The sequence below is a fragment of the Candidatus Sphingomonas phytovorans genome (assembly GCA_029202385.1).
Classification (GTDB): domain Bacteria; phylum Pseudomonadota; class Alphaproteobacteria; order Sphingomonadales; family Sphingomonadaceae; genus Sphingomonas; species Sphingomonas phytovorans.
Genome location: CP119314.1, coordinates 3,821,623 through 3,848,318, shown reverse-complemented (window position 1 = coordinate 3,848,318; position 26,696 = coordinate 3,821,623). Strand labels below are relative to the sequence as shown.

The window sequence follows — 26,696 nt, the reverse complement described above, 5'->3', positions numbered from 1 at the left end:
TTCATTGGAGAAGGGTCAGTCGCGCCGCTTCAGCAACACGTCGCGCGCCGCGTTGATCCGCCGCGCCAGCTCGACCGATCCGCCGCGATCCGGGTGGACCGCGGCGACCAGGCGGCGATGCGCTGCCCGGATGGCATCGGCATCGGCGGCATTGCTCACGCCGAGGATGGCGCGCGCTTCCTTCTCGTCGATCGGCGGGGTGGGGGCGTTCCGGCGCAGGTACAGCCACAGGCCGAACAGCGCCAAGCCGATGAAGAGCAGCTTCGCCATCAGGCGAACAGCGGCATCGCTGGCTCGGGCAGGCCGAGCGCCGCCATCATCTCGCGCAGTTCCTGCCGGGCCGCGACATGGGCCAGGCCCATCTCGCCGAACTCGCGCGCGTCGAGCATGGTGAGGCCCTTGGGGAAGAGCTCACGGTAGATCACGCGTTCGCCCAGCCCCGGAATGATCCGGAAGCCGACCCGCTTGGCGAGCTGGTCGAGCGCCTCGGACACGCGGCGCATGTTGCGTGCCTCGATATGCTGGACCCGGTTGCGCAGCACCACCCAGTCGATCGTCGATCCGTCGGCCTTGGCGCGCGCCTTGCGCGCGTCCCAGATCAGCTCGGCATAGAAGCTCGGCCGGGTCACCTTGTAGGTGACGGGATCGACCTGGCCGATCAGGTCGAAATCGACGAAGCTGTCGTTCATCGGCGTCACCAGCGTGTCGGCCTTCTGCGCCGCGATGCGCGCGAAGGGGTCGTCGCGGCCCGGCGTGTCGATCACCAGGAAATCGGCGCCCTCGGCGAGGGACGCGACCGTTTCGGTGAAGCGGTCGAGGCTCTCGCCGTCATGCGTCGCATGGCGCGGGATATTCAGTTCGCGACCGGTGCGCTTGGCGGTTGCCAGTCGGTTGTCGAGATAGCGGCCCATGGTCCGCTGGCGATGGTCGAGATCGAGCGCCGAGACCTTGGCCCCGCGCGCTTCGAGTGCGATCGCGACATGGACGGCGGTCGTCGATTTGCCGGTGCCGCCCTTCTCGTTGGCGAACACGATGATATGTGGCTTCTGTGCAACCGTCGACAAGTCGCTCGTGTCCCTGATGATTGGCCGTATTGATCGGTCGCGTCACGCCCCATAGAAGGCCCGCCCCGTCCTTACCCGTCCTTATCGAAGGCCCATCAAGCGTGCAAACCATCCGTCAACTCGATCTGCTCCGTGGCGGGATTGCCGAATTCCGCGAGCAGGGGGCGACGATCGCGCTCGTCCCGACCATGGGCGCCCTGCATGCCGGGCATATGGCGCTGATCGAGGCGGCGAAGCGTCCCGGCACGCGCGTGGTCGCTTCGATCTTCGTCAATCCGAAGCAGTTCGGCCCGAACGAGGACCTGTCGCGCTATCCCCGCAAGGAGACCGCCGACACGCGCATGTTGAAGGAGGCGGGCTGCGACCTGCTCTGGATGCCCCCGGTCGAGGCGATGTATCCGGACGGTTTCGCGACCAGCGTTTCGGTCGCCGGAGTCAGCGAAGGACTCGACGGCGCGGCCCGGCCTGGCCATTTCGACGGGGTCGCGACGGTCGTTGCCAAGCTGTTCAACCAGGTGCGGCCCGATATCGCGTGGTTCGGCGAAAAGGATTTCCAGCAGCTCGCGGTGATCCGCCGCATGGTCGCCGATCTCGATTTCGGGATCGATATCATGGGCCTGCCCACCCAGCGCGAGGATGACGGCCTCGCGCTCTCGTCGCGCAACATCTATCTCGACGACGACCAGCGCAGCCGGGCAGTGGCACTGCCGCGTGCGCTCGGCGTCGCGGCGAAGGGCATCGGGAAGGGCGACGATGTCGAGACGGTGCTGGGCGCCGCGCGGGATTCGCTGGCCGCCGCCGGGTTCGAGATCGACTATGTCACCCTGGTCGATGCCGAGACGCTGAAGGAGGCGCCCGATCCCGAGCGTCCGCGCCGCCTGCTGGCTGCCGCGCGGATGGGCGGGACTCGCCTGATCGACAATATCGCGGTCTGAGTGGCGGCATGCCTAACCGGCGTTAACCATTTGTTGAAATCTTGACTCCAAACTCACCCGACAGGGATGGTTAACAGGGGTTAAGAGCATGGGCAGCAGCCTGAAGAGTGCGCAGTTCCTGATAGACAGCCGGCTCGCCGACGCGGCCCGGGGCGACATGGATGCGTTCTACGATCTCGGCATGGTCTATTCGAGCGGCGCCGCCGGCATCGATGTCGACCTGATCGAGGCGCATAAATGGTTCAATCTGGCGGCGGTCGCGGGTAGCGACGCAGCGCAGGCCTGCCGCAGCGAGATCGCGGAGGACATGAGTGCGCGCGAGATCGCCGAGGCGCAGAAGGCGGCGCGTGCCTGGCTCAGCGTGACGGCACGCCGCGCTGCCTGATCCGGATCGACGCCAATCGACGCAGGGCAACAAAAGGAATAGAACCGCCTCCGCAACAAAGGAGGGGGTATGCAACTCACGATCACCGCGCTCGCCGCGGCCGCGCTCGCGCTGCTGCTGGTCTTCCTGTCGGTCACCACGATCCGGATGCGCATCAAGCACAGTGCTGCCTATGGCGATGCCGGCCAGCATGACCTGAATTGCGCGATTCGCGCGCACGGCAATCTCGCGGAATATGCCCCGACCGGCATCATCCTGATCGCGCTGCTCGAAAGCGACGGCGCCAACACCACCATTCTTTCGATCGTCGCTGCCGCCTTTGTCGGCGCGCGCCTGCTCAACGCCATCGGCCTGTTCAACCCGCCCGGACCGCCCAAGCCCGCGCGCTCGATCGGCATCGTGGTTACGCTGCTGACCCTGCTCGGCATGGCGGTCTGGCTCTTTGTCAGGACGGTTCTGCCCCTGCTGGGCTGAATCGTTCAATCGCCGAGCGACAATTCCATGTCGATGCGGTGCATGCCGGGACCCCAGCCATTCTCGATACGGCCGAGGGCATGGGCGCCGTGGCGCAGGAAGAACGGTGCGCTGTGCTGGCTCGCCGCGATGTCGAGTATCGTGGCGCCCTGATCCGCCGCGCGCGTCCGCGCCGCGCCCATCATCGCGTTGCCGATACCCCCGCCCTGTGCCGCGGGATCGACCAGGATCCAGTTCAGATGCGCCCGGCCTGCCGTGCCGCGCGCCACCGCAAAGCCGGCGACGATCGAGCCTTCCCGCTCGCAAACCGCATAAAGGCCGGCGTTTCCGTCGAGATAGCGGACGAAATCCGCCCGCTCGTTGACCGCGAAGAATTGCGGCGTGTTGGCGTCGAAGATCGCCAGCATGCGGTCGCGATCCGATGCGACATAGTGCCTGATGGACAGGGCCATGGGCTATTATCCCGCCTTTGCCCCAGTCTTCGTCGCAGTCTTCGTCGCAGTCTTCGTCGCGGTCTTGGCCTTACTCGGTGCCGGTTTCTTGGCCGGGGCTTTCTTGACCGCGGCCTTCTTCGCCGGTGCCTTCTTCTTGGTCTTTTTCGATGGGCCGGCCGCCGCGCGCGCGTCGAGCAGCTGCGCTGCCTCCTCTAGGGTCAGGGCATCCTTCTCGATCGACTTGGGCAATGTCGCGTTGGTTTCACCATCGGTGACATAGGGGCCGTAGCGACCCTCCATCAGCTTGATCTCGGCTTCGGTCCGCGGGTGCTTGCCCAGGATCTTGAGCGGCGCCTGCGCGCCCCGCTGCGGGCGTCCGCCGCCGGCCGCAGCTTCAGCCAGCCTGACCACCGCCGCGTTCATGCCGGTTTCGAACACCTCCGCCGTCGAGGTGAGCCGGGCATATTTGCCGGCATGGGCGAGATAGGGCCCATAGCGTCCGATCGACGCGGTAATCGGCTCGCCGCTTTCCGGATGCGTGCCGATGGTGCGCGGCAGGCTCAGCAGCTTCAGCGCCCATTCCAGGTCGAGCTCCGGAATATCCTTGGGGATCGAGGCGCGCTTCGCGTCCTTGCCCTCGCCCAGCTGGATATAGGGGCCGAACCGCCCCGCCTTGCGCTCGACGGGAAGGCCGGTTTCCGGGTCCTGGCCGATCGCTTCGGGACCGGCATCGCCGCCCTCGTCGCTGCCGCCCTGGCCGAAACGCCGGGTATATTTGCAGTCGGGATAGTTGGAGCAGGCGACGAACGCGCCGAACTTGCCGCCGCGCAGCGCCAGCTGGCCCTGGCCGCAATTGGGGCAGAGCCGCGGGTCGCCGCCGTCAGCCTTGGCCGGGAAGAGATAGGGCTCGAGGAACTTGTCGAGCGCGGCGGTCACCTCTGACGGCTTCTGCTCCATCACCTCGGTAGTGCGCGGCTTGAAGTCCCTCCAGAAGGATTCGAGCACTGCCTGCCATTGCGCCCGGCCGCCCGACACCTCGTCGAGCTCGTCCTCCAGCCCGGCGGTGAAATCATAGCCGACATATTTTTCGAAGAAGCGTTCGAGGAATGCCGTCACCAGCCGGCCGCTCTCCTCGGCGAAGAAGCGGTTCTTCTCGACCCGCACATAGGCGCGGTCCTTCAATGTCTTGATGATCGAGGCATAGGTGGAGGGGCGGCCGATGCCGAGCTCCTCCAGCCGCTTGACCAGCGAGGCTTCGGAGAAGCGCGGCGGCGGCTGGGTGAAATGCTGCTCCGCCTTGACCGCCTTCTTGGCGGGCGCGTCGCCTTCGCGCAGGCGCGGCAGGCGGCGGCTGTCCTCGTCGGCGCTGTCGTCGGTGCCTTCCTCGTACAGGGCGAGATAGCCTGGGAAGAGCACGACCTGGCCGGTGGCGCGCAGGCCGGTCTGGCCCGATCCGTCGGTCAGCTCGACCGTGGTGCGCTCCATCCGCGCCGACGCCATCTGGCTGGCAAGCGCGCGCTTGAAGATCAGGTCGTAGAGCCGGGCATGATCGCCGCCGCCGGCCTTGTCCCTGGAGAAATCAGTCGGGCGGATCGCCTCATGGGCTTCCTGCGCGTTCTTGGCCTTGGTCTGATAGAGGCGCGGCTTGTCCGGGACATAGCCGGCGTCATAGCGGTCGGCGATTGCCTTGCGCGCGGCCGAGATGGCCGATCCGTCCATCTGCACGCCATCGGTTCGCATATAGGTGATCGCGCCGTCCTCGTAGAGGCCCTGCGCGATGCGCATCGTGTGATCGGCGGAGAAGCCGAGTTTGCGCGATGCCTCCTGCTGAAGGGTCGAGGTGGTGAAGGGTGGCGGCGGGTTGCGGGTGGCCGGCTTGACCTCGATCGTCTGGACGCTGAAGCGCCCCGCCTCGACCGCGGCCTTGGCACGGAGTGCGGTGCCTTCCTCGCCGATCGACAGCCGGTCGAGCTTCTTGCCCTCGAAAGTGACGAGCCGGGCGGTGAAGGGCGTGCCGTCCTGCTCCATGTCGGCGGTGACCGACCAATATTCCTGCGCGCGGAACGCTTCGATCTCGCGCTCGCGATCGACGATGATGCGCAGCGCGACCGATTGCACGCGCCCGGCCGATTTCGCGCCGGGCAGCTTGCGCCACAGCACCGGCGAAAGCGTGAAGCCGACGAGATAATCGAGCGCCCGTCGCGCCCGATAGGCGTCGATCAGGTCGGTATCCAGCTCGCGCGGATGCTTCATTGCCTCGGTCACCGTCGCCTTGGTGATGGCGTTGAAGGTGACTCGTTCGACTTCCCTGGGCAGCGCCTTGCGGCCGCGCAGCACTTCCTGCACGTGCCAGCTGATCGCCTCGCCCTCGCGATCCGGATCGGTCGCGAGGATCAGGCGATCGGCCTTCTTCGCCTCATCGGTGATCGCCTTGAGCTGCTTCGACTTGTCGGCGTAATTCTCCCATTCCATCGAGAAGCCGTCGTCTGGATCGACTGATCCGTCCTTGGCCGGCAGATCGCGGACATGGCCGTAGCTCGCGAGAACGCGATAGTCGGAGCCCAGATATTTCTCGATGGTCTTCGCCTTGGCCGGCGATTCGACAATGACAAGCTGCATGGGTTTTTGAAGCGTCCTTACGTGTACGCGCGAGGATGGAGAGGTGTTCGGGGCGGCGTCAAGCGGGGGGAGAGCGATCCCGGGATAGCGTGATTCCCCATCGTTTGAATCGAACGAAGCGAATCTGGTTGGATGCCAGCGTCAAATCAAGCTCACCCTCCCGCCGGCATGACGTTCAAGCCGCCCGGCCAGTTCAAGTTCGAGCAACACTGTCTGGACGATCGCCGGGGCAAGCCCGGATTGTCGGATCACCTCGTCGATCGCGACCGGCACCGGGCCGAGCAGCCCGGCCACGTCGCGCCGTTCGATGTCGCTTGCATCCTCGGGCGGCGGTCCTTCGAAGCGCGATCCTGGAGCCCGCACCATGCGCGGGTCGATCGGGCGGATCAGCTCGAGGATGTCGGCGGCCGACTGGATCAGGGTCGCGCCGTCGCGGATCAGCCCGTTGCAGCCCTGCGCGCGGGGATCCAGCGGGGACCCGGGCACCGCCATCACGTCGCGGCCCATCTCGCCGGCCAGCCGTGCGGTGATGAGCGACCCGGATTTGGGGGCTGCCTCGACCACCACGGTGCCTTGGGCAAGCCCGGCGATGATGCGGTTGCGATAGGGAAAATGGCGCGCGCGAGGTTCCGTGCCGGGGGATTGTTCGGCGATCAGCAGGCCGCGCATCGCGATCGCTTCCTGCAGGCCGGCATTCTCGGGCGGATAGGCGATGTCGATGCCGCCGGCGATCACCGCGATCGTGCCGCTGTCGATCGATCCGACATGCGCGGCCGTGTCGACGCCCCGTGCCAGCCCCGATACGATCGTGACCTCCTCGCGGCCCAGCTCGGCCGCCAGTTGCCGCGCGAAGCGGCATGCCGCGGCAGACGCATTGCGCGCGCCGACCATCGCGATCGTCGGGCGGCGGGCCAGGGCGATGTCGCCGCGCAGCATCAACACTGGCGGCGCATCGTCAAGCTCGGCCAGCAGCGCCGGATAGTCCGGATCGTCGACGAACAGATGGCGCGCGCCGAGTTTCGCCGCATCCGCCAGTTCCCGTTCGGCGATGCTGGCCAGGGCGATGGCCGGCGCCCGCCCACCGCCGCGAGCCGCCAGATCGGGCAGGGCTTCGAGGGCGGCGGATGCGTCGCCGAAGCGCTCGATCAGCTGGCGATAAGTGACCGGGCCGATCTTCGGCGTGCGGATCAGCCTGAGGCGCGCGATCGCCCGGTCGCGCGCCGGATCGTCACGCACGTTTGGCGCCGACTTTCGGCTCGGTACCGTTCAGCAGGCGCTCGATATTCTCGCGATGCTTCCATAGCACCAGCAGCGCCAGCGCGAGCAGGGGCAGAACGATGTCGAAGGCGGAGAAGAAGGCGGCGCTGACCGGCGCGCTGAACGCCGCGGTCATGCCGGCCAGCGAGGAGAAGCGCAGCGCGGCGAGCAGCCCGAGCCAGACCACCGCGAAGACGACGGCGCATGGCCAATGGAGTGCCAGCACGATACCCATCATCGTCGCGACGCCCTTGCCGCCGCGGAACCCGAGCCAGACCGGATAGAGATGGCCGAGAAAGGCCGCCGCCGCGGCGAGCACGCCGTTGCCCGGCCAGATCGCCTCGACGATCGCGACCGCAGCGAAACCCTTGGCTGCGTCGAGCAGCAACGTTGCCGCGGCCAGGCCCTTGCGGCCGGTGCGCAGCACGTTGGTCGCGCCGATATTGCCCGATCCGATCTTGCGCAGGTCGCCGGCCCCGAAAACGCGGGTGAGAATCAGCCCGAACGGAATCGAGCCCAGCAGATACCCGAGCAGCAGCGCGCCAGCCGGCGCCATCCAGACAGTTTCGGTCGGCAAAATGGATCAGCCCCCACGCGACGCCAGCATAGCCCGATATGGGATTGCCGCCAACAACCTCTGTTAGGTTGGCAAGCCCCGGCCCAGGTTCAAGGGCGGGACATTGTCAAACCCGGCAAGCGCGCTACATCGCGCCTGTGACGGACACGCGGCCGATCCTGTTTTTCGATTCCGGGGTGGGCGGGCTTTCCGTGCTCGCGCCGACGCGCGCGCTGCTGCCCCATGCTCCTTTCGTCTATGTCGCCGATTCGGCTGGCTTTCCCTATGGCACCCGGAGCGAGGCCGAGATCGCGGCGCGGGTGCCGGCGCTGCTCGGGCGGCTGGCGGAGCGGTATCGGCCGCGCCTGATCGTGATCGCCTGCAACACCGCCTCGACCATTGCGCTCGCCGCAGTGCGTGCCGCGCTCGATCTGCCGATCGTGGGCACGGTCCCCGCGATCAAGCCAGCCGCCGAAGCCAGCCGCACGCGCGCGATCGGTGTGCTCGGGACCGATGCGACGGTGCGCCAGCCCTATGTCGACGATCTCGCGGCGCGGTTCGCCGGCGATTGCCTGGTGCTGCGTCACGGATCGGCCGACCTGGTCCAGCTCGCCGAGGCGAAGCTGCGCGGGGAGGACGTCCCGCCCGCCCGGTTCGAGGCGGCGCTTGCCGGCCTGTTCGGTCAGCCGGGTGGCGAGCGCATCGACGTGATCGTCAATGCCTGCACGCATTTCCCGCTCGTGGTCGATGAACTGGCGGCGGCCGCGCCGCATCCGGTGCTTTTCGTCGATGGCTCGGAAGGGATTGCGCGCCGAGTCGCGTTCCTCACCCAGGGGCAGTCATGGCCGGACAGCCCGGGCGAGGGAGTCGCGGTGTTCACCGGCGACGCGGATCACGCCGCGCTCGCGCCGGCGCTCGCCCGCTACGGCCTCACGCGGGTAAAGGCGCTCTAGGCGTTTCCGCCTGGACCTCGGCCGACTCGGCGGCCAGCACGGCATAACGACTCGCCAGCTCGCGATGCACGCGGCGCGCCGACCGGTCGGCAGTCCGCCCGGCAAGCTCGCGCTCCTGCGCTGCCCTGTGTGAATAATAGACCTGTTTTCCGTCAGTTGGCACATCGTTGGCCATGATCATAAGCTCCATGCTGCTGCGGGAGCGCATCGCGTCTCTCGATCGCGGCGGGTGCTTTCGGCACGCGGCCGGCGACGGCGCATCATAGCATGAATGGGCGGGCGGCGCTTGAGCGAAGCTAAGGAATGCGATTCTTTTTCCAACCGGTTCGGGCGCATTCGGGGTGAGTAAAACACTGGAAATCCTTGGCGCCGCGCGCTAGGGCGGCCCTTATGGAAGCGGACGGCACGGCGCTGCGGGGAGTGGATTACTCGCGCATCTTCACCCAGGCGATTGACCGCCTGCATGTCGAAGGCCGTTATCGTGTCTTCATCGACATCCTGCGCAACAAGGGCGCGTTCCCCAATGCCCGCTGCTTCGCCGGACATAACGGGCCGAAGCCGATCACCGTATGGTGCTCGAACGACTATCTCGCCATGGGCCAGCATCCGGCGGTGATCGCCGCGATGGAAGAGGCGCTGCACGATGTCGGCGCCGGCTCGGGCGGCACGCGCAATATCGGCGGCAACACCCATTACCATGTCGACCTGGAGGGTGAACTCGCCGATCTCCACGGCAAGCAGGGCGCGCTGCTGTTCACGTCGGGCTATGTCTCGAACGAGGCGACGCTTGCGACGCTCGCCAAGATCCTGCCGGGCTGCATCATCTTCTCCGACGAACTCAACCATGCCTCGATGATCGCGGGTATCCGCAATTCGGGCTGCGAGAAGCATGTCTTCCGGCACAACGACGTGGCGCATCTGGAAGAGCTGCTCGCCTCGGTCGATCCGACCGTGCCAAAGCTGATCGCGTTCGAGAGCGTCTATTCGATGGACGGCGACATCGCCCCCATCGCCGAGATCTGCGACCTGGCCGACAAGTACAGCGCGCTGACCTATCTCGACGAGGTCCACGCGGTGGGCATGTATGGCGAGCGGGGCGGCGGCGTTTCGGAGCGGGACGGGGTCGCGCACCGGCTGACCATCATCGAGGGCACACTGGGCAAGGCGTTCGGGGTGATGGGCGGCTATATCACCGCCGACCAGACGATCATCGACGTCATCCGCAGCTATGCACCGGGCTTCATCTTCACGACGTCGCTGTCGCCCGTGCTGGTCGCCGGCGCGCTGGCGAGCGTGCGGCACCTCAAGGCGTCGAGCGTCGAGCGCGACGGCCAGCAGGCCGCGGCCAAAATGCTGAAGGCCATGATGGCCGAGGCAGGGCTGCCGGTGATGAACTCGACCACGCATATCGTGCCGCTGATGGTCGGCGATCCGGTCAAGGCCAAGAAGATCAGCGACATCCTGCTCGCCGAATATGGCGTGTACGTTCAGCCGATCAATTACCCGACCGTGCCGCGCGGCACCGAGCGGCTGCGCTTCACCCCCGGCCCCGCGCATGACGAGGCGATGATGCGCGAGCTTACCGGCGCCCTGGTCGAGATCTGGAGCCGGCTGGAACTCCGCAAGGCCGCCTGAGCGCCCACCATTTCCAGCGATTGGCGGTTTCGATTTTTCTTCCGCTGTTATGGTGGATTTCGGGTCAGGAATCCGGGCCTGTTTTCAGTGCTTTGAACGGTGTTTTCCCTGTTATCGCATAACAGGGGAAAATCGCCGGCTTTCGGGCGAAAACCGCCCTGTTTCTACCGCTGCTCCGGCGGAAAAATCATCCAGCATTTTTCGGTCATGTCAAAGAGCCGGACAGGACGCGAGCAGCTCCTATCCGGCTTCAGCGTGCGGCAATCGGACGACGGGTTGAATCGAGGCCGGTCCCGTTCCTCCCTCGCGCCGCGAGGGAGGAAAAGGGGCAGTCGTCAGGTTACCCCGTGCATCCACTTCTTCAGCGGCCAGGACAGCAGGAGCAAAAGTAGGCCAAGCCCGATCGCGATGTAGGAAATCGTCGTGAACACGCCGGTATAGGTTTCGAGGCTGACCTTGAGATTGGTCACCTGGCCGCCCACCGTCTCGACGCTCGCCACCTGTGCTACGGCGCCCGCGACATATTGAGCGACGGAGATGGACAGGAACCAGACGCCCATCATCATCCCGACGATCCGCGCGATCGACAATTTGGTGATCATCGAGAGGCCGACCGGCGAGATGCAGAGTTCGGCGATCGAATGGATCAGGTACAGGCCGGCGAGCCAGGCCATGCCGACCTTGAAGTCGCTGCCGACGAACTGGCTGCCCCAGACGAGGAACAGGAAGCCCGCGCCAACGCCCATCAAGGCGATGGCGAACTTGATCGGGATCGAAGGCTCAAGCCCGCGTCGGGCCAGTGCGTTCCACAGCACGCTGAAGATCGGCGCGAAGATGACGATGAACAGCGCGTTGAAGATCTGGGTCTGGCCGGCGGGCATGACATAGACAGCCTGGCTGCCGAAGCCATTGGTCCGGGCGACATGCATGCCGACCAGGCCGGCGACCGCGACCACGGCGAAGCCGATGGCCATGATGCGGCGGGTTTCCGGCTGCTCGCCGGAGGCGAAGAACCAGAAGGCAAGCCAGGCGACGCCGCCGATCACCGCGGCGAAGAAGAGATAATAGGTGATGGGGGTGGCCTGGAACATGGCGAACAGCGGGGCCGTCCAGCCGATTTCAAGCACGGTGTTGCGCGCGGCGAACAGCGTGAGGGATGACCCGGCCTGTTCGAACAACGTCCAGAAGACGACATTGAAGATGATCAGCACCATCGCCGCCATCATCATCTGGAACTCGGCCTTGCTCCCCTTGACGAACGACCAGACGAGAATGGCCGGCACGCCGATCAGGAAGGTTCCGAACAGCGCCTTGCCCATGACTGGGAGGTTGAGGACATAGCCGATGACGCCCGACCCTTCCGGCGGGGCGACATAGTTCATCAGGTTCCAGAACAGGAAGATGACCAGCGGCACGGTGACGAGCGCGCCGCCATAGATCCACCAGTCCCTGTCCGCCCTGGCATCGGCCGGGCGCTCGCCATAGCCGTCGAGCCGGCCCCCATCGAACTGGAACAGCAGCCACGAGCATGCCATGCCGATGGCGGCGAGGCCGAAGCCGGCCCACCAGCCAACGCTTTCGGCAAGGATCGGGCAGAAGAATTGCGAGATGAGCGAGCCGAGGTTGATGCCCATGTAGAACATCGTGAAGCCTGCATCGCGCCGGCGGTCCCCGCTTGCGTATAGTTCGCCGACCATCGTCGAGATGTTCGGCTTGAAGAAGCCGTTGCCCACGGTGACGAGCGACAGGCCGAGCAGGAGGATGAAGACGAACAAGGGCGAGCGTTCGCCGTCGGATTTGAAGCCATTGGCTTCGATCTTGCGGACTTCGTGGCCATCCTGGGCGAGAAGCGAGACGCTCTTGTCGTCATTGCCGCGGATCTGCAGCTTCTGGTCATGGTCGATGACGAACTGCTTGCCCGCATCCCCCTTGCCCTCGACCACCACTTCGTAGCGCTGCCCGTCGATCGTCGCGAACGGGGTGGCCCCGTTGCCGCCGAAGCAGAGCGTGAGATAGCCGAGCGCCATCATGATCGCGCCGAACTTCACGGTCCGTTTCGAACCGAGATACTGGTCGGCGATCAGGCCGCCGACCAGTGGCGTCAGATAGACCAGGGCAGTGAAGCCGCCATACAGGCCGGTCGAGGTCTCGTCGTTGAACAGGAAATGATGGGCGAGGTAGAGCGTCAGGATCGCCCGCATGCCGTAATAGCCGAACCGCTCCCACATTTCGGTGGTGAACAGGCGTTTGAGCTGTGGCGGGTGGCCGAACCAGACCGCGTCGCTTGCGGGATTTACATGAGTGATATCGGGTTCTCGCGGGCTGTCCGCGGTCGGTGTGTCCACCATTTTTTTGGTCGCTCCCTGAATGACTTCACGCCGTCAGATGCGGCGTTGCTGATGGCGCGGAGACTAGCGGCATGCGCCGGGGTGTAAATACGCGTGGCCATCGCTAGATGACCGCCATGTTCAACGACACCAGCAGTCCGCTCGCGCTCCTCGCCACCCGCCGTTCGGGCAAGCCGCGCGACCTTGTCGCGCCAGGCCCGGACGAGGCCCAGCTTACCCATATGCTCGGGATCGCGGCGCGCACGCCCGATCACGGCAAGCTGGCGCCGTGGCGTTTCGTCGTGGTCCCGGCCGATCGCCGCGAAGCGCTCAGCGACCTGATCACCACCGCCTATCGCGCCGAACGTCCGCAGGCAGCGCGGCTCGAGATCGAAGCGCTCGACCAGTTCGCCCGCCAGGCACCGACTCTGGTCGTCGTGCTGTCCTCGCCGAAGTCCGAAAGCCATATCCCGTTGTGGGAGCAGGAACTGTCGGCGGGCGCCGCGTGCATGAACCTGCTCCATGCCGCGCATGCCGCCGGGTTCGCCGGCGGATGGCTCACCGGATGGGCTAGTTACAACGAGTCGGTGCGTGACGCTTTTGGCACAGCGCCGGAAAAAATCGCCGGATTCATGTTTATCGGGACACCTTCCAGGCCCCTGGAAGAGCGGCCGCGTCCGGAATCGGACAAAATCGTCCGATATTGGACATAGTGTTGGACTCTCGGCCTGATCGGTGTATTATTGCACCATGACAGCCCTGAACAGCGAAGACAGTCCCGTCTATATCAAGCTTCGCGGCACGATTTCCGCGGCGATCCTGCGCGGGGAGTATCGCGCGGGGGACCAGCTTCCGTCGGTCCGTGCGCTTGCGGCCGAACACGGCGCCAACCCGCTGACGGTGGCCAAGGCCTATCAGAGCTTCCAGGACGACGGCTATGTCGAGGTCAGGCGCGGCGTCGGCATGTTCGTGCTGCCGGGCGCCGCCGAAAAGCTTCGCGCGGCTGAGCGCGAGCATTTCATCCGCGACAGCTGGCCGCGCATCCGCGCGCACATCGTGCTGCTGGGCCTCGATACCGAAGACCTGCTGGAGCGCGCAGGGGCGTAAGCCCGGCAAGCCGGGCCATGGCGAAGGGGGTCAGGCCCCGAACGCCTCGGCCGGTATCGCATACAATATTTCCGCTTTCGCCGTCGCTGCCGCCCTGAGGCCCATCGCCTCGGGCACGATCTGTTCGACATAGAATCGCGCCGTGGCCGCCTTCATCGCGAGGAAGGCGGGATCGCCCGATCCCGTCGCCGCGCGGCCCTGCCGTTCCATCAGCCAGCCGCAGACAGCGGTCGAGAGCATAGTCAGGAAGGGATAGCTTGCCGCCAGCCGGTCGTCCGTGTCGCGGCTCATCAGGTCGCGTCCGATGGCGTCGCATGCCTCGATCAGCTCGATCAGACCTTCGTCCCTCGCCTCGGCGCGCATGTCTGCGATCAGCCGTGCGAAGACGCCGCCGCCCTTGCCATCGGCACCGAGCCCGAGCTTGCGTCCGACCAGGTCCGCAGCCTGGATGCCGTTGGTCCCTTCATAGATCGGGGTGATGCGCGCATCGCGGTAGAACTGCGCCGCGCCGGTCTCCTCGATATAGCCCATGCCGCCATGGACCTGGACGCCGATCGAGGCGACCTCGCATCCGATATCGGTGCCGTGCGCCTTGGCGAGCGGGGTCAGCAGCTCGAGCCGGTCCTGAGCGCCCGCTTCGCCGATCGCCGCCCGGTCGACATGGCCGGCAGCGAAATAGACCAGGGCGCGCGCCGCCTGGGTCTGCGCCTTCATGCGCATCAGCATGCGGCGGACGTCGGGATGTTCGATGATGGCAACCGAATCGCGTGACGGCGATCCGGCGCGGGGCGACTGGATCCGCTCGCGGGCATAGGCGACCGCGGCCTGGGTCGCGCGCTCTGCCACCTGCGATCCCTGAAGCCCGACATTGAGCCGCGCATTGTTCATCATGGTGAACATCGCGCGGATGCCGCCGAACTCGCCGCCGATCAGCGTGCCGACGCAATCGTCATTGTCGCCGAAGCTCAGCACGCAGGTGGGCGAGGCATGGAGCCCCATCTTGTGTTCGATCGAGACCACGCGGACGTCGTTGAGCTCACCCGGGTTGCCGTCGGCATCGAGCCGGTGCTTCGGGACCAGGAACAGCGAGATGCCCTTGGTCCCCGGCGGCGCATCGGGGGTGCGGGCGAGCACGAGGTGGACGATGTTGGGCGCCATGTCGTGGTCGCCGAACGAGATGAAGATCTTGGTGCCCTTGATGCTCCAGGTCCCGTCGCCGCGCGGCTTCGCCTGGGTGCGCAGCGCGCCGACATCCGATCCGGCCTGCGGCTCGGTCAGATTCATCGTGCCGGTCCATTCGCCGGTCGCGAGTTTCGGCAGGTAGAGCGCCTGCTGCTCGGGCGATCCGTGATGGATCAGCGCCTCGATCGCGCCGACCGTCAGGGTCGGGGCGAGCGCCAGGCCCATGTTCGCCGCGCCGAGCGTGTCGAGCACCGCTGTCTGGATCGCAAAGGGCAGGCCCTGGCCGCCAAAAGCCTCGGGCACGCCGATCGTGCCCCAGCCGCCCTCGACATAGTCGCGATACGCCTTGCCGAAGCCTTCGGGCATCACCACCCCGTCAGGCGTCCATTTCGGGCCGACGGTATCGCCGGCGCGGAGCAGGGGCGCCCATTCCCCCGCCGCGAAATCGCCGATTCCCTCAAGCACTGCCTCGACCACGTCCTCCGTCGCCGCGGCGAATCGGTCGGAGTCGGCCAGCGTGCCGATACCGACGACATGGTCGAGGACGAAGCGCTGGTCGGCGGTAGGGGCGGTGAATGTCATGGTATTTCTCTTCCTGCGGTCGCGCGCGCTATAGCGTCGCCTGATGACCTCGCCAAACCCACTTATCTCCACGTGCACCTTACCTTACGGCGAGGCGGCCATAGCCGAGGCCGCCACGACGATCCTGTCGGGCGAGCCGGTCGCGATCCCGACCGAGACGGTCTATGGCCTTGCCGCCGACGCAACCGAGTCGTGCGCGGTTGCCGGCATCTACGCCGCCAAGGGCCGGCCGAGCTTCAATCCGCTGATCGTCCATGTCCTCGATCGCGCGGCGGCCGAGCGTATCGCGTCGTTCGACGAAGCCGCAGGAGTGCTTGCCGATGCGTTCTGGCCGGGGCCGCTGACCCTGGTGCTGCCGCTCCGCCCCGATGCGGGGATCGCGTCGCTGGTGACGGCCGGGCTCGATACGATCGCGATCCGCGTGCCGGCGCATCGGGCGATGCGCGCCCTGCTGCTGGCCACGGGCAGGCCGCTCGCCGCGCCGTCAGCCAATGCGAGCGGCTCGATCAGTCCGACCCGCGCGGAGCATGTGCTGGCGAGCCTGGGCGGGCGCATTCCGTTGATCGTCGATGACGGGCCGACCGAGGCGGGGCTGGAATCGACTATCGTCATGACGGGCGACGGGGTCCAGGTGCTGCGCCCCGGGCCCATCACGACGGAAGTCATCTCCAGTCTCTTTCCCGGCGAAGGCCCGGGCCCGGTATCGGAGGGCATCGCAACCGGGCCCCGGCCTTTACCGGGGAAGAAGATCGTGACGTCCCCCGGCCAGCTCGAAAGCCACTATGCACCGGCCAAACCGCTGCGCATCAACGCCAGCGCAGCCACCCCGGACGAATGGTTGATCGGATTCGGTTCCATCTCCGGCGACGTTTCCCTGTCCGGGACGGGCGACCTGACCGAGGCCGCCGCCGCCCTGTTCTCGGCCCTGCACCGAGGCGATGCGTCTCCAAAACCCCGAATCGCCGTCGCGCCGATCCCCGAAACCGGGCTCGGCGTGGCGATCAACGATCGCCTGCGCCGCGCCGCGCACCGCGACTGACGTCTTTACGCCGCCGTAACGGCCGCTAACCTCCCTTCCTACGACTCGTAAAGGAGAGGAAGACCATGGTGACGAACACGCAGCGGGGGCTCGCTGAGTTCCTGGGTACTTTCTGGCTCGTCTTCGGTGGCTGCGGCAGCGCGGTACTGGCGGCGGGCTTTCCGGAAGTCGGCATCGGCTTTGCGGGCGTCGCGCTCGCCTTCGGCCTGACCGTGCTGACCATGGCCTATTCGATCGGCCATATCTCCGGCTGCCACCTCAACCCGGCGGTCACGGTCGGCCTGTGGGCGGGCGGGCGATTCGCCGGCAAGGACATCCCGCTCTACGTCATCGCCCAGGTGCTCGGCGCGACGGTCGCCGCCTATCTGCTCTATTTCATCGCCAGCGGTGCACCCGGCTTCACCCTGCCACCCAACGGCCTTGCGGTGAACGGGCTCGAATCGCTGTCGCCCGGCCATTATTCGCTGGCCGCCGGGCTGACGATCGAGGTCGTGCTGACCTTCTTCTTCCTGCTGGTGATCATGGGATCGACCGACACGCGCGCGCCGGCCGGTTTCGCGCCGATCGCGATCGGCCTCGCGCTTACCCTGATCCACCTGATCAGCATCCCGGTCACCAACACCTCGGTGAACCCGGCGCGCAGCACCGGCCCGGCGCTGGTGGTCGGCGGGCTGGCGCTTCAGCAGCTCTGGTGGTTCTGGGTCGCGCCGATCGTGGGCGGTGTGCTCGGCGGCCTCGTGTACAAAACGCTCGGCGCGGACGCGTCCAAAAAGCCGCCGATCGAGGGCGAAGCGCTCTGATCTCGTTATTCCCCTCCTCCTGAGAGGGAGGGGAATATTACGCGGCCAGCTCGGTCTTGGATCGAGTCGAGAAGCTCTTGCGGAGCTTCTTCAGCTTGGGCGGGATCACGGCCAGGCAATAGGGGTTCGACTGCCCCTCGCCTTCCCAATATTGCTGGTGGTAATCCTCCGCCGGATACCATTCGGCAAGCGGCTCGATCGACGTCACGATCGGCGCAGGCCAGTCGGCCGAGGCGCGCGCCATCGCTGCCCGGGCCTCTTCGCGCTGGTCGGCCGAATGCGGGAAGATCGCCGAGCGATATTGCGTGCCGACGTCATTGCCCTGCCGGTTGAGCTGGGTCGGATCATGAGTCGCGAAGAACATGTCCAGGATGTCGCCATAGCGGACCTGATCCGTGTCGAAGGTGATCCGGATCGCCTCGGCATGGCCGGTATCGCCGCCGCACACCTGCTTGTAGGTCGGGTTGGGCACCGTCCCGCCGATATAGCCGCTCTCGACCGTCTCGACGCCGATCACGTCCTTGAACACCGCCTCGGTGCACCAGAAACATCCGCCCGCCAGCGTCGCCACGTCGCTTGCCATCTCTCACTCCTGCCTTGAGCCGCCCAAGATAGGGTGGCGCGGGCGCGAGGCAATCGTCCCGGAGGCGGCTTACAGGCCGAAGCGCAGCGTGGCGCGGATGTCGCGGCCGGCGAGCGGCGCGAAATCCTTGAGGAAGCTCGCCGCGCGCCGCGCATCGACATCGAAGATGTTGTTGGCGGTGATCGTCAGCGTGGTCTTGTTGGCTTTGCCGAACGGCGCGATCCCGATCGAGGCGTTGACCATCGTATAGCCGTTGGTCGGCGTCTCGAATGCGGCGATCCGGTTCTGCCTGAACACGCGCTCGACCTCGATGCGGCCGTTGAGCCTGTCGCCCTGCGCCTCGACCCCGCCAAGCACCCGCATCGGCGGGATGCGCGGCAACGGGCCCTGGTCGACGATCGAGGCATGGACATAGTCGCCCAGCGCGTCGACATTGATCTTGTAGCCGCCGACCCGGGCGAGCAGCACCGACGCCTCGGCCTCGACGCCGTAATAGATCGCATCGGTCTGGATCGACTGGAAGCAAGGGAATTCGACGGTACGTCCGCTCGGCGCGGCGGCAGCCTCGCACACCGATTGCGCGACCTGGGTCTCGGCGATGTAGTTGGTGAAGCGGTTGTAATAGGCCGAGGCGTCGAAGCTGTAGCCATTGCCGTGCGCGTGCAGCGTCCCTTCCAGCCCCCAGCTCTTTTCCAGCCTGAAGTTCGGATTGCCCAACTCATAGGCCTGGGTGCCGGCATGCGCGCCGTTGGCGAACAATTCCTCGGCTGAAGGAGCGCGCTCCGTGCGCGAGAAGTTCAGGCCGATCCGCACTGCGTCGCTGATGCCGTAGGACGCGCCGATCGATCCCGACAGCGCCCCGAAATGCCGCTGCCCCGCGAAGAAGCGCTCGTCGCCCAGCGGCGTGCGCGCCGCGACGTCGGTCACTTCGTAGCGGAGCCCGCCCTCGGCCTTGAACGCGCCGAGATCGAGTTGTTGCAGGGTGAAGAAGCCGGTCTGGTTGGTCTCGTTCTTGGGCAGGAAGGCCTCGTCGCCGACCACGTTGAACACCCGGTTGAAATATTGCACGCCAGACGCGCCGACCCAGGCGCCCCGCTTCGCCTGGACCAGCTCAAGCCGCGCCTCGGTGCCGTTATTATAGAAGGCGGTCCCGATCGCGCCATCGGGCTCGAGCTCGAAATGGCGATAGGTCGCATGGCCGGCGCGGAGGCGGATCTTGTCGAGGAAGCCGCCGCCCGTATTCACCTCGGCGCGCAGGTCGAACCGGTTCTGCACGATGTCGAGCCGCGGTGCTTCCTGGCCCTGGTCGGGCAGGGTCGCATAGCGGATCGGCACGCCGTACAGGCTGTCATAATGGCTGTACGACACACCGAGGCTGCCGGTGTCGGTGATGATCGAGGCGCCGACGCCCGCCGTCCAGGTCTTGGCCGCCGTATTGGGCAGCTTGCCGCGGATCGCGGCGTTGGCGGCATAGTCGATCGGGTCCTCGCCGGGCTCAGGTGCCGCCGGCGGCAGCTTGCTGGTGGCGATCGCCTCCTGGCGGCGCTGCTCGGTCAGGGCATAGCCGCCGATGCGCAGGTCGTCGCTCTTGGACCAGGAACCGTCGGCATGCAGCACGAGATGCTCGCCGATCGCGACATCGCCGGCCATGCCGGCCGACCGCTCGTTCGCGGCCGAGCCATAGGTGGCGATGCCGTCGAGCCGATAGCCCTTGGCCGGCACCGCGCGCGGGATGCGCGTGTCGATCACGTTGACGACGCCGCCCACCGCGGAGGAGCCGAACAGCAGGGCTGAGGGACCGCGCAGCACCTCGATCCGCTCGGCCAGCAGCGGATCGATGATTACCGCATGGTCGACCGAGGTGTTGGACACGTCGATCGATCCGATCCCGTCGGTCAGCACGCGGACCCGCTCGCCCTGGAAGCCGCGCAGGATCGGACGCGACGCGCTCGGCCCGAACGAGGTCGCCGAGACGCCGGGCTGCTTGGCCAGGGTTTCGCCGATCGTCGGCTTCAGGTCGCGGGTCAGTTCCTCGCCGCTGACGACCGAGGTGCCGGAAAGGACGTCGGTCTCGCTCTGCCGGAAGGGCGCGGTGACGATCACGTCGGGGCTCTGGCCGGCCGGGGCGGAGGCGCTGTCCGACACGCTCACCGAAGGCGCTTCCTGCGCAAAAGCCGGCCCTGCGATCATCAGGGTGGTACCGGCGAGCAGGGCGATCTTCAGCGTCATGACATACTCCGACTGTGCGTTGTGCGGCGGAGTAGATAGGATGTTATAAAGTATCAAGGCAATTCATCGCTACAGGCGCACGCTTCGCCGACGATGCGTTGTTACAGCAGCGTCATGCTCCGTGCGGCGCGACGGCGGCCGCCCGCCTGATTCGCACCCGCGCTCCAAGCGCCCACCAGGCGAGCGCCCACAGGATTCCGAAGCTCCAGCCGGCGATCACGTCGCTCGGCCAGTGGACACCCAGATAGATCCGGCTGAAGCCGATCGCGACGACCAGCAGCATGGCGACGGCCAGGATATAGCGGCGCGCGCGCGGCGCCTCGACGATCTGGGCCATCAGCAGCGCGATGGTGAGATAGATGATCGCGCTGTTCGCGGCGTGACCGCTGGGGAAGCTGGCCGAGGTCACCTGGACGAGATGGTCGGTCACCTCGGGGCGGGCGCGGCCGGTCAGGCTCTTGGCGATGGCGACCGCGACCGAGCCGCTGATCGTCCCGCCAAGCATCAGCCAGAAGGTCAGCCAGTGGCGCTGCACCGCCAGGAACCCGGCGACCATGGCCACCATGATGACCAGCACGGTCTCCCCGCCGAGCGCCGTCACGTCGATCATCGTCTGCTTCAGCCAGGACGGGCCGATCGGCGCGCCGTGAATCGTGCCGTGGCGCATCGCGAGCAGGATGCTCCGGTCGAAGCCGAACTGTAGCCCGCGATCGATCAGCGTGCCGATCAGGCCGAGGATCAGCACTGCGGCCGCCACCGCGCCGATGCCGATCAATCGCCAGGGCGGATGACGGATATCGTCGGGAACATGGCCTGCCGTGTCGGCGCCCCGGGCGTGAAGGGGATCGTCGGGGAGGGGATCAGCGGACGTCACCCGACCCTTACTGGGCGCGTTCGGCCAGCCGATCAACCTGCGCGCGAACCACTGCCCTGGCTTTCCTGATCGAAAGCCCCTGCTCCATGCGCAGCCGCTGCCATGTCTCGAAGCTCAGCAGCAGGTCGATCGATTCGAAGGCGAGCATGTCGCCGGAAATCTCTTCGGGCAGGATCGATTTCAGCCTGGCCCGCATGAAGGCGAGCGTTCGGGCATGTTCAGCCTGGATCGTGGCCGATTCGTGCCGGTGTGCATCGGCGGCACGCTTGAACGGCATCAGCTTCTCATAGGTGGTCAGCCGGCGGTCGAGCGTCTCGGCGAGCTGCCCGCGCCAGTCGCTCGATTTATAGGGGACAAGCCACATCTCATACTGGCGCGAGAGCCGTGCCGTCATCGCGGCATACAGGCTTTCCATATCCTTGAAATGGCGGAACACGCTGCGCAGGCCGACGGCGGCGCGGCCCGCCACCTGGTCGGCGCTGGGGGTGATCTGCCCTTCGGCGACGAGCGCCAGCATCGCCTCGACGATCTTGTCGCGGCTTGATTCCGATCGTCTTCTTCGCCCGTCGGCTGAACGCCCTTCGTCTTCGGCCATCAGTTCAATTTGCCCAGTAGATATAGGTCTCGCCCGGTTTCGGCCTGGTCCCGAGCGGCCGGTCGATGGCGATCGGCGACCGGATCAGCGACGGCCAGGCCGGCTTGACGCTTTCCTTATCATGCTTTGCCAGCAATGCCTGCAGTCGTGCGACGACGGCGGGTTGTTGCGCCGCGACGTCGTGCTGCTCGGTCGGGTCGGCGCGCATGTCGAACAGCAATGCCTTGTGCGGCAGATCGAGCATCTGCAGCTTCCAGTCGCCCTCGCGCACCACCCGATAGGCGCCGTCGCGCCAGAACAGCGTCTGGTGCGGGGCGCCGGTCGCCTTGCCCTCGACAAAGGGCATCAGGTCGACGCCGTCGATCGCGCGGTCGGCCGGCATCGCGATCCCGGCCGCCTTGCCGGCGGTGGCGAAGATGTCGAAATGGCTCACCGGCCCGGCGATTCGCGTGCCCGGCTTGATCTGCGCTGGCCAGCGCATGAAGAACGGCACCTTCATCCCGCCTTCGAAGAAGGTCGCCTTCCAGCCGCGATAGGGCCGGTTGATGTCGGGCAGGCCGATATAATGCGCGCCGCCATTGTCGCTGGTGAAGATCACCAGCGTATTCTTGTCGAGGCCCTGCGCCTTCAGCTCGGCCGTCACCCGGCCCACCCCCCGATCGAGCGCGCGGATCATCGCGGCATAGACGCGGGTACGGTGGTCGGCGATCTGCGGCAGCGCGTCGTAATCTGCCTTCAGCGCCTGGAGCGGCGTGTGCGGCGCGTTATAGGCCAGGTACAGGAAGAAGGGCCGGTTGCGGTTCGCCCTGATCGTGTCGATCGCCTGGTCGGTCAGGTAATCGGTCATGTAGCGGTTCGGCCGGAACGGCGCGCTGCCGTTATACTGGACGCTGAACGGCAGGTTCGCCCAGATATATTTGTCGATCGGGTCGAAATCCTGCTTCGAATTGACGGCGTTCGGATCATTTTCGGGCAGGAACATCTGCGCGCCGATGATGAAGCCGAGGCTTTCGTCAAACCCCTTGTCCTCGGGCCGCATGCCCTTCGCGCCGCCGAGGTGCCATTTGCCGAGATGGAGCGTGTGATAGCCCTTGCCGCGCATCAGCTGGGCAATGGTCAGCTCCGATCGCGGCATGCCCTTGTCGTCGGCCGGCGGATCGTTCCGCGCCGCATCCTCGTCGAAGATGGTGCGGTGTTCCCAGCTCGTCGGGAAGCCGGCGATGGTGCGGGCGAAGCGGGTGTCGGTCGGGGTGAATTCGAAGCCGAATCGGGTCGGGTAGCGCCCGGTCATCAGCGCGGCGCGCGACGGCGCGCAGGTGGCGTTGCCGGCATAGCCGTCAGCGAAGCTGACCCCTTCTCGTCCAAGCGAATCGATATGGGGCGTCTTGAGCAGGCCGCCCGCCACCCCGCCGCCGTTGAAGCTGATGTCGTTATAGCCGAGATCATCGGCGACGATCAGGACGATGTTGGGCGGGCGCCTGTCGGCCGGTACCTGCGGCGTATCCGGCCCTTTCTGCCAGGCGACCGGCCGGTTGGGATAGACGTGCGGCGACAGCCAGCCGGCGAGGTGGAGCAGCACATAATCCTTGGCCAGGTAGCCGCCGACAAGGAGCAGCGCGACCGTTCCGATCAGGATCTTCAGCCAGGTCTTCATGTGCGGGCTCCTCGGTGCCGGGTGGAGAGGATGCGGCGTCCCGCAAGCAGGATCGCGATCATCGCCGCCTCGGCGATCATCGGTTCGAAGGCGGTGGGCGACGCCCCGTCGATCGCGATGGCGACGCAGCGCCCGAACAGCGCGATGGCGAGCAGGAGCAGCGGCACGGTCAGCGGCTCGGCCCGTCCGCGCCATGCCCCGAGCAGCGCGAACACCCCGCCGGTCACGAAGAAGGCGGTGAAGTCGGCCCGCATCGTCGCAAGCCCCTGGATGCTCGCGGGCAGCAGGAAGAATTTGGCGCCCAGCCTTGCCGGCGCGGCCAGGAAGGCGAGCCCGATGGCCAGGTTGAACAGCCCGACCAGTGCGATCGCGGCGCGAATCATGGTGCGCATGTCTGCCTCTCCCTTGTTTCCCGGCATCGTATCAGCACTCGGGCCCTTTGCAACATTTCGGCATTGATAATGCCATTATCCCGGCGCATCATCATCCCTGGGGAGAGATGCCGATGCGAGCACCTTCGAAAAAAGGGCTGGGGAAATGGGCGCTGGCGGTGGTCGCCCTGGCGGCGGTCGCGTTCGGCGGGGTCTCCCTGTTCAAGCGGCAGATCGGCACGGCGATGCTCGAGCGCGCGGTCGACCAGCGCGTCGGCCGCGATGCCACCGCCGGGCTTCCCGACGGATTGCACGTCGCGCTGTGCGGCACCGGCTCGCCGCTGCCCGATCCGACTCGGGCCGGGCCGTGCACCGTGGTGATCGCCGGCAAGCGAGTCTTCCTGGTCGATGCAGGCGAGGGCGGCGCAGAGAACATCGTCCAGATGGGCATCCCGCCGGGCCGGATCGAGGCGCTGTTCCTCACTCATTTCCATTCGGACCATATCGACGGGCTCGGCCCGGTGATGCTGCTGCGCTGGTCGGGCCGCGCCTCGCCCACGCCGCTGCCGATCCATGGTCCGCCGGGGGTCGACAGCGTCGTCGCCGGGTTCGATGCGGCGTACCGGCTCGATACCGGCTACCGCGTCGCGCATCACGGCACCAGGATCCTGCCGCCTTCCGGTGCCGGCGGAACGGCGCTGCCCTTCGCGCCGCCGCCGCGCGGGCAGGGCGACAGCGTCGTGCTGGTCGACGATGGCGGGGTGAAGGTGACGGCGTTCCGCGTCGATCACCGGCCGGTCGAGCCGGCGGTCGGCTATCGCTTCGACTATAAGGGCCGCTCGGTCGTGCTGAGCGGCGACACGGCACCGACCCCGACGGTGGCCGCGGCGGCGAAGGGGGCCGATGTGCTGGTCCATGAAGCACTCCAGCCGAAGCTCGTCGCCTTGCTGACCAGGGGGCTCGAGGCGAAGGGCCAGGCGAACATGGCGCAGGTGACGCGCGACATCATCGGCTATCACTCGACACCGGAACAGGCGGCGCAGGTCGCGAAGGCGGCGGGCGTGCGCTATCTGATGCTCAACCATATCGTCCCGCCGATGCCGATCCGCTTCGCCTATCCGGCGTTCCTTGGCGATGCCCATTCCTATTATGACGGGCCGATCACGGTCGGGGAGGACGGCATGATGCTCAGCATGCCGGCGGGCGGGCACGAGGTGACCCTCAAGCGGCTGATCGACCGGTGAGGCGCGCCGTCGCCCTGCTCTGGGCTGCTCCCCTGCTCTGCACCGTCGCGCTCGCCTCGGGTGCCGGCGCGGCTGAGCGGAAGCGGCCCAATATCGTCATCCTGCTCGCCGACGACTGGGGCTTCAGCGATGTCGGCAGTTTCGGCAGCGAGATCCATACGCCCAATATCGATGCGCTCGCGAAGATCGGCGTGCGCTTCTCCAACTTCCATGTCGCCGGCACCTGCTCGCCCACGCGCGCGATGTTGCAGACAGGCGTCAGCAACCACCGCGCCGGCCTCGGCAACATGCCCGAGACGATCCCGCCCGAACATGTCGGCAAGCCCGGCTACGACACAATGCTCAACGACCGGGTCGTCACCCTGGCAAGCCTGTTCCGCGACGGCGGCTATCGCACCTATCTCACCGGCAAATGGCATCTCGGCCGGACGCCGGACAAGCTGCCCACCGCGCGCGGCTATGACCACGCCTTCTCGCTGGCCGATGCCGGCGCCGACAATTTCGAGCAACGCCCGATCGAGGGATTGTACGATACCGCCGACTGGACCGAGGACGGCAAGCCGGCGACCCTGCCCAAGGATTATTATTCCTCGCGCTTCGTCGTCGAGAAGATGATCGACTATATCGAGCGCGGTCGGTCGAGCGGGCGCCCCTTCTTCGCGTCCATCAATTTCCTCGCCAACCACATCCCGGTCCAGGCGCCCGATGCTTACATCGCGCGTTACCGCACCGCCTATGATGGCGGCTGGACCGCGTTGCGTACCGCGCGGCGGGACAGGGCGGCGGCATTGGGCATCATTCCCGCCGGCACGCCGATGGTCACCATGGCGAGCACCCGCGACTGGAACGCCCTTCCCCCCGCCGAGCGGGCGGCGCAGGCGCGCGCGATGGCTGCCTATGGCGGCATGGCCGAGGCGGCCGATGCCGAGATCGGGCGGCTGGTCGCGCATCTCAAGGCGACCGGCGACTATGCCGATACCGTCTTCGTCTTCCTGTCGGACAATGGCGCCGAGCCGATCGATCCGATGGCAAACTTCCTCAGCGCGCTCAACAGCTGGCTTCATTACGATCTGGCACCGGAGTCGCAGGGACGGCGCGGCTCGTTCACGTCGATCGGCCCGGGCTGGGCGAGCGCCGCCGCCTCGCCGCTGCGGGGCTATAAATTCTCCGCCGGGGAAGGGGGGCTGCGCGTGCCGCTGATCCTGGCATGGCCGGGCAACCCCGCGCTCAAGGCGGGAACGATCGCCGGACGCTTTGCCTATGTGACGGATATCGCCCCGACCTTGCTGGCCCTTGCCGGGGTTCCCGGCCAGAAGGGCAGCTATCGCGGCAAGCAGGTTGAGCCGATGACGGGGGCGAATCTCTGGCCGGTGCTGACTGGTGCCGCCGACAGCGTCCATCCAGCCGACCAGGCAATCGGCTATGAGCTGTCCGGCAACGCGGCGGTGTTCCGCGGCGATTACAAGCTGGTGAAGAACCTGCCGCCCACCGGCACGGGCGAATGGCACCTCTACGATATCGCCCGGGATCCCGGCGAGACGCGCGATCTTGCCGGGGCGATGCCTGCCCTCTTCACGGCGCTGCAGGCCGATTATGCCGCCTTCGCCAGGCGCGACCAGGTGCTGCCGATGCCGGCCGGCTATACCGCCGAGGCGCAGATCAACCGGAGCGGCTTCAACAAGAGCGTTCGGCCGAAGCTGCTCAGGGCGCTGGCAGCGCTGCTGGCGCTTGGTGCGCTCGTGACCGGGGCGGTGTGGTGGCGGCGGAAGGCGCGTCGGACCTGACCGGCCAGTTTAT

General features: G+C 66.7%; 26 protein-coding genes. 11 read left to right on the top strand and 15 right to left on the bottom strand.

Annotation, left to right across the window (positions count from 1 at the left end):
• Window positions 1-15: 15 nt before the first annotated feature.
• The gene (locus tag P0Y59_17670; protein ID WEJ98754.1) at window positions 16-270 is read right to left on the bottom strand and encodes a DnaJ domain-containing protein; all 255 of its coding nucleotides are present in this window, start codon (window positions 268-270) and stop codon (window positions 16-18) included.
• A complete protein-coding gene (locus tag P0Y59_17665) occupies window positions 270-1,064 on the bottom strand; it encodes a division plane positioning ATPase MipZ (protein ID WEJ98753.1) in 795 nt (264 codons plus the stop codon). The genes P0Y59_17670 and P0Y59_17665 overlap by 1 nt, the downstream gene beginning before the upstream one ends.
• A gap of 101 nt (window positions 1,065-1,165) precedes the next feature.
• On the opposite strand from P0Y59_17665, the gene panC reads away from it, so the two are divergent.
• The 3 genes from panC (at window position 1,166) to P0Y59_17650 (ending at window position 2,858) form a co-directional block, all read left to right on the top strand.
• A complete protein-coding gene (gene panC, locus P0Y59_17660; protein ID WEJ98752.1) occupies window positions 1,166-1,999 on the top strand; it encodes a pantoate--beta-alanine ligase in 834 nt (277 codons plus the stop codon).
• A gap of 88 nt (window positions 2,000-2,087) precedes the next feature.
• Complete coding sequence (locus P0Y59_17655) at window positions 2,088-2,384, top strand: hypothetical protein (protein ID WEJ98751.1); 297 nt, start codon at window positions 2,088-2,090, stop codon at window positions 2,382-2,384.
• 69 nt (window positions 2,385-2,453) lie between these two features.
• Entirely contained in the window at window positions 2,454-2,858 is a 405-nt protein-coding gene (locus P0Y59_17650) for an MAPEG family protein (protein WEJ98750.1), read from the top strand.
• Between the two features lie 5 nt (window positions 2,859-2,863).
• Here the strand turns inward: P0Y59_17650 and P0Y59_17645 are convergent, their stop codons facing one another.
• From P0Y59_17645 to plsY, 4 genes are all read right to left on the bottom strand, one after another.
• Window positions 2,864-3,310 (bottom strand): GNAT family N-acetyltransferase, encoded by a 447-nt coding sequence (locus tag P0Y59_17645; protein WEJ98749.1) that lies wholly within the window; start codon window positions 3,308-3,310, stop codon window positions 2,864-2,866.
• A gap of 6 nt (window positions 3,311-3,316) precedes the next feature.
• Complete coding sequence (topA, locus tag P0Y59_17640) at window positions 3,317-5,911, bottom strand: type I DNA topoisomerase (GenBank protein WEJ98748.1); 2,595 nt, start codon at window positions 5,909-5,911, stop codon at window positions 3,317-3,319.
• 141 nt (window positions 5,912-6,052) lie between these two features.
• Entirely contained in the window at window positions 6,053-7,147 is a 1,095-nt protein-coding gene (gene dprA, locus P0Y59_17635) for a DNA-processing protein DprA (GenBank protein ID WEJ98747.1), read from the bottom strand.
• Complete coding sequence (gene plsY / locus P0Y59_17630) at window positions 7,140-7,724, bottom strand: glycerol-3-phosphate 1-O-acyltransferase PlsY (protein WEK02615.1); 585 nt, start codon at window positions 7,722-7,724, stop codon at window positions 7,140-7,142. The genes dprA and plsY overlap by 8 nt, the downstream gene beginning before the upstream one ends.
• Window positions 7,725-7,882: 158 nt before the next feature.
• Between plsY and murI the strand changes: the two genes are divergently transcribed.
• The gene (gene murI / locus P0Y59_17625) at window positions 7,883-8,677 is read left to right on the top strand and encodes a glutamate racemase (protein WEJ98746.1); all 795 of its coding nucleotides are present in this window, start codon (window positions 7,883-7,885) and stop codon (window positions 8,675-8,677) included.
• Here the strand turns inward: murI and P0Y59_17620 are convergent.
• A complete protein-coding gene (locus P0Y59_17620; protein ID WEJ98745.1) occupies window positions 8,655-8,852 on the bottom strand; it encodes a hypothetical protein in 198 nt (65 codons plus the stop codon). The genes murI and P0Y59_17620 overlap by 23 nt on opposite strands.
• 215 nt (window positions 8,853-9,067) lie before the next feature.
• Between P0Y59_17620 and hemA the strand changes: the two genes are divergently transcribed.
• The gene (gene hemA, locus P0Y59_17615) at window positions 9,068-10,312 is read left to right on the top strand and encodes a 5-aminolevulinate synthase (protein ID WEJ98744.1); all 1,245 of its coding nucleotides are present in this window, start codon (window positions 9,068-9,070) and stop codon (window positions 10,310-10,312) included.
• 335 nt (window positions 10,313-10,647) lie between these two features.
• Here the strand turns inward: hemA and P0Y59_17610 are convergent, their stop codons facing one another.
• Entirely contained in the window at window positions 10,648-12,660 is a 2,013-nt protein-coding gene (locus P0Y59_17610) for a peptide MFS transporter (GenBank protein WEJ98743.1), read from the bottom strand.
• Window positions 12,661-12,776: 116 nt separating this feature from the next.
• Here P0Y59_17610 and P0Y59_17605 point away from each other — a divergent pair, with 116 nt between their 5' ends.
• A complete protein-coding gene (locus P0Y59_17605; GenBank protein WEK02614.1) occupies window positions 12,777-13,352 on the top strand; it encodes a nitroreductase in 576 nt (191 codons plus the stop codon).
• Between the two features lie 37 nt (window positions 13,353-13,389).
• Window positions 13,390-13,746 (top strand): GntR family transcriptional regulator, encoded by a 357-nt coding sequence (locus P0Y59_17600; GenBank protein ID WEJ98742.1) that lies wholly within the window; start codon window positions 13,390-13,392, stop codon window positions 13,744-13,746.
• A gap of 30 nt (window positions 13,747-13,776) precedes the next feature.
• Here P0Y59_17600 and P0Y59_17595 read toward each other — a convergent pair whose 3' ends face one another.
• Complete coding sequence (locus tag P0Y59_17595) at window positions 13,777-15,510, bottom strand: acyl-CoA dehydrogenase (GenBank protein WEJ98741.1); 1,734 nt, start codon at window positions 15,508-15,510, stop codon at window positions 13,777-13,779.
• 43 nt (window positions 15,511-15,553) lie between these two features.
• Here P0Y59_17595 and P0Y59_17590 point away from each other — a divergent pair, with 43 nt between their 5' ends.
• Together P0Y59_17590 and aqpZ are read left to right on the top strand one after the other, a co-directional pair.
• Window positions 15,554-16,549: an L-threonylcarbamoyladenylate synthase gene (locus P0Y59_17590; protein WEJ98740.1), complete on the top strand. Its 996-nt coding sequence runs from the start codon at window positions 15,554-15,556 to the stop codon at window positions 16,547-16,549.
• A 65-nt stretch (window positions 16,550-16,614) separates the two neighbouring features.
• A complete protein-coding gene (aqpZ, locus tag P0Y59_17585) occupies window positions 16,615-17,349 on the top strand; it encodes an aquaporin Z (protein ID WEJ98739.1) in 735 nt (244 codons plus the stop codon).
• A 37-nt stretch (window positions 17,350-17,386) separates the two neighbouring features.
• Here aqpZ and msrA read toward each other — a convergent pair whose 3' ends face one another.
• The 6 genes from msrA to P0Y59_17555 form a co-directional block, all read right to left on the bottom strand.
• A complete protein-coding gene (msrA, locus tag P0Y59_17580) occupies window positions 17,387-17,932 on the bottom strand; it encodes a peptide-methionine (S)-S-oxide reductase MsrA (GenBank protein ID WEJ98738.1) in 546 nt (181 codons plus the stop codon).
• Between the two features lie 69 nt (window positions 17,933-18,001).
• The gene (locus tag P0Y59_17575) at window positions 18,002-20,161 is read right to left on the bottom strand and encodes a TonB-dependent receptor (protein WEJ98737.1); all 2,160 of its coding nucleotides are present in this window, start codon (window positions 20,159-20,161) and stop codon (window positions 18,002-18,004) included.
• Window positions 20,162-20,273: 112 nt separating this feature from the next.
• Window positions 20,274-21,035: a phosphatase PAP2 family protein gene (locus tag P0Y59_17570; GenBank protein ID WEJ98736.1), complete on the bottom strand. Its 762-nt coding sequence runs from the start codon at window positions 21,033-21,035 to the stop codon at window positions 20,274-20,276.
• A gap of 7 nt (window positions 21,036-21,042) precedes the next feature.
• Complete coding sequence (locus P0Y59_17565; protein ID WEJ98735.1) at window positions 21,043-21,630, bottom strand: hypothetical protein; 588 nt, start codon at window positions 21,628-21,630, stop codon at window positions 21,043-21,045.
• A 4-nt stretch (window positions 21,631-21,634) separates the two neighbouring features.
• Complete coding sequence (locus P0Y59_17560) at window positions 21,635-23,284, bottom strand: sulfatase-like hydrolase/transferase (protein ID WEJ98734.1); 1,650 nt, start codon at window positions 23,282-23,284, stop codon at window positions 21,635-21,637.
• On the bottom strand, window positions 23,281-23,676 hold the full coding sequence (locus tag P0Y59_17555) for a hypothetical protein (GenBank protein WEJ98733.1): 396 nt from the start codon (window positions 23,674-23,676) through the stop codon (window positions 23,281-23,283). The genes P0Y59_17560 and P0Y59_17555 overlap by 4 nt, the downstream gene beginning before the upstream one ends.
• A gap of 113 nt (window positions 23,677-23,789) precedes the next feature.
• Between P0Y59_17555 and P0Y59_17550 the strand changes: the two genes are divergently transcribed.
• Both P0Y59_17550 and P0Y59_17545 read left to right on the top strand, forming a co-directional pair.
• A complete protein-coding gene (locus P0Y59_17550) occupies window positions 23,790-24,899 on the top strand; it encodes an MBL fold metallo-hydrolase (protein ID WEJ98732.1) in 1,110 nt (369 codons plus the stop codon).
• Window positions 24,896-26,683 (top strand): arylsulfatase, encoded by a 1,788-nt coding sequence (locus tag P0Y59_17545; GenBank protein WEJ98731.1) that lies wholly within the window; start codon window positions 24,896-24,898, stop codon window positions 26,681-26,683. The genes P0Y59_17550 and P0Y59_17545 overlap by 4 nt, the downstream gene beginning before the upstream one ends.
• The last annotated feature ends 13 nt before the right edge of the window (window positions 26,684-26,696 follow it).

Coding starts and splice junctions, on each gene's coding strand:
- P0Y59_17670 (WEJ98754.1), bottom strand. CDS start 270: ATGGCGAAGCTGCTCTTCATCGGCTTGGCGCTGTTCGGCCTGTGGCTG.
- P0Y59_17655 (WEJ98751.1), top strand. CDS start 2,088: ATGGGCAGCAGCCTGAAGAGTGCGCAGTTCCTGATAGACAGCCGGCTC.
- P0Y59_17650 (WEJ98750.1), top strand. CDS start 2,454: ATGCAACTCACGATCACCGCGCTCGCCGCGGCCGCGCTCGCGCTGCTG.
- P0Y59_17645 (WEJ98749.1), bottom strand. CDS start 3,310: ATGGCCCTGTCCATCAGGCACTATGTCGCATCGGATCGCGACCGCATG.
- topA (WEJ98748.1), bottom strand. CDS start 5,911: ATGCAGCTTGTCATTGTCGAATCGCCGGCCAAGGCGAAGACCATCGAG.
- plsY (WEK02615.1), bottom strand. CDS start 7,724: ATGGCGCCGGCTGGCGCGCTGCTGCTCGGGTATCTGCTGGGCTCGATT.
- P0Y59_17620 (WEJ98745.1), bottom strand. CDS start 8,852: ATGGCCAACGATGTGCCAACTGACGGAAAACAGGTCTATTATTCACAC.
- hemA (WEJ98744.1), top strand. CDS start 9,068: ATGGAAGCGGACGGCACGGCGCTGCGGGGAGTGGATTACTCGCGCATC.
- P0Y59_17610 (WEJ98743.1), bottom strand. CDS start 12,660: ATGGTGGACACACCGACCGCGGACAGCCCGCGAGAACCCGATATCACT.
- P0Y59_17605 (WEK02614.1), top strand. CDS start 12,777: ATGTTCAACGACACCAGCAGTCCGCTCGCGCTCCTCGCCACCCGCCGT.
- P0Y59_17600 (WEJ98742.1), top strand. CDS start 13,390: ATGACAGCCCTGAACAGCGAAGACAGTCCCGTCTATATCAAGCTTCGC.
- P0Y59_17595 (WEJ98741.1), bottom strand. CDS start 15,510: ATGACATTCACCGCCCCTACCGCCGACCAGCGCTTCGTCCTCGACCAT.
- P0Y59_17590 (WEJ98740.1), top strand. CDS start 15,554: ATGACCTCGCCAAACCCACTTATCTCCACGTGCACCTTACCTTACGGC.
- aqpZ (WEJ98739.1), top strand. CDS start 16,615: ATGGTGACGAACACGCAGCGGGGGCTCGCTGAGTTCCTGGGTACTTTC.
- msrA (WEJ98738.1), bottom strand. CDS start 17,932: ATGGCAAGCGACGTGGCGACGCTGGCGGGCGGATGTTTCTGGTGCACC.
- P0Y59_17575 (WEJ98737.1), bottom strand. CDS start 20,161: ATGACGCTGAAGATCGCCCTGCTCGCCGGTACCACCCTGATGATCGCA.
- P0Y59_17565 (WEJ98735.1), bottom strand. CDS start 21,630: ATGGCCGAAGACGAAGGGCGTTCAGCCGACGGGCGAAGAAGACGATCG.
- P0Y59_17560 (WEJ98734.1), bottom strand. CDS start 23,284: ATGAAGACCTGGCTGAAGATCCTGATCGGAACGGTCGCGCTGCTCCTT.
- P0Y59_17555 (WEJ98733.1), bottom strand. CDS start 23,676: ATGCGCACCATGATTCGCGCCGCGATCGCACTGGTCGGGCTGTTCAAC.
- P0Y59_17550 (WEJ98732.1), top strand. CDS start 23,790: ATGCGAGCACCTTCGAAAAAAGGGCTGGGGAAATGGGCGCTGGCGGTG.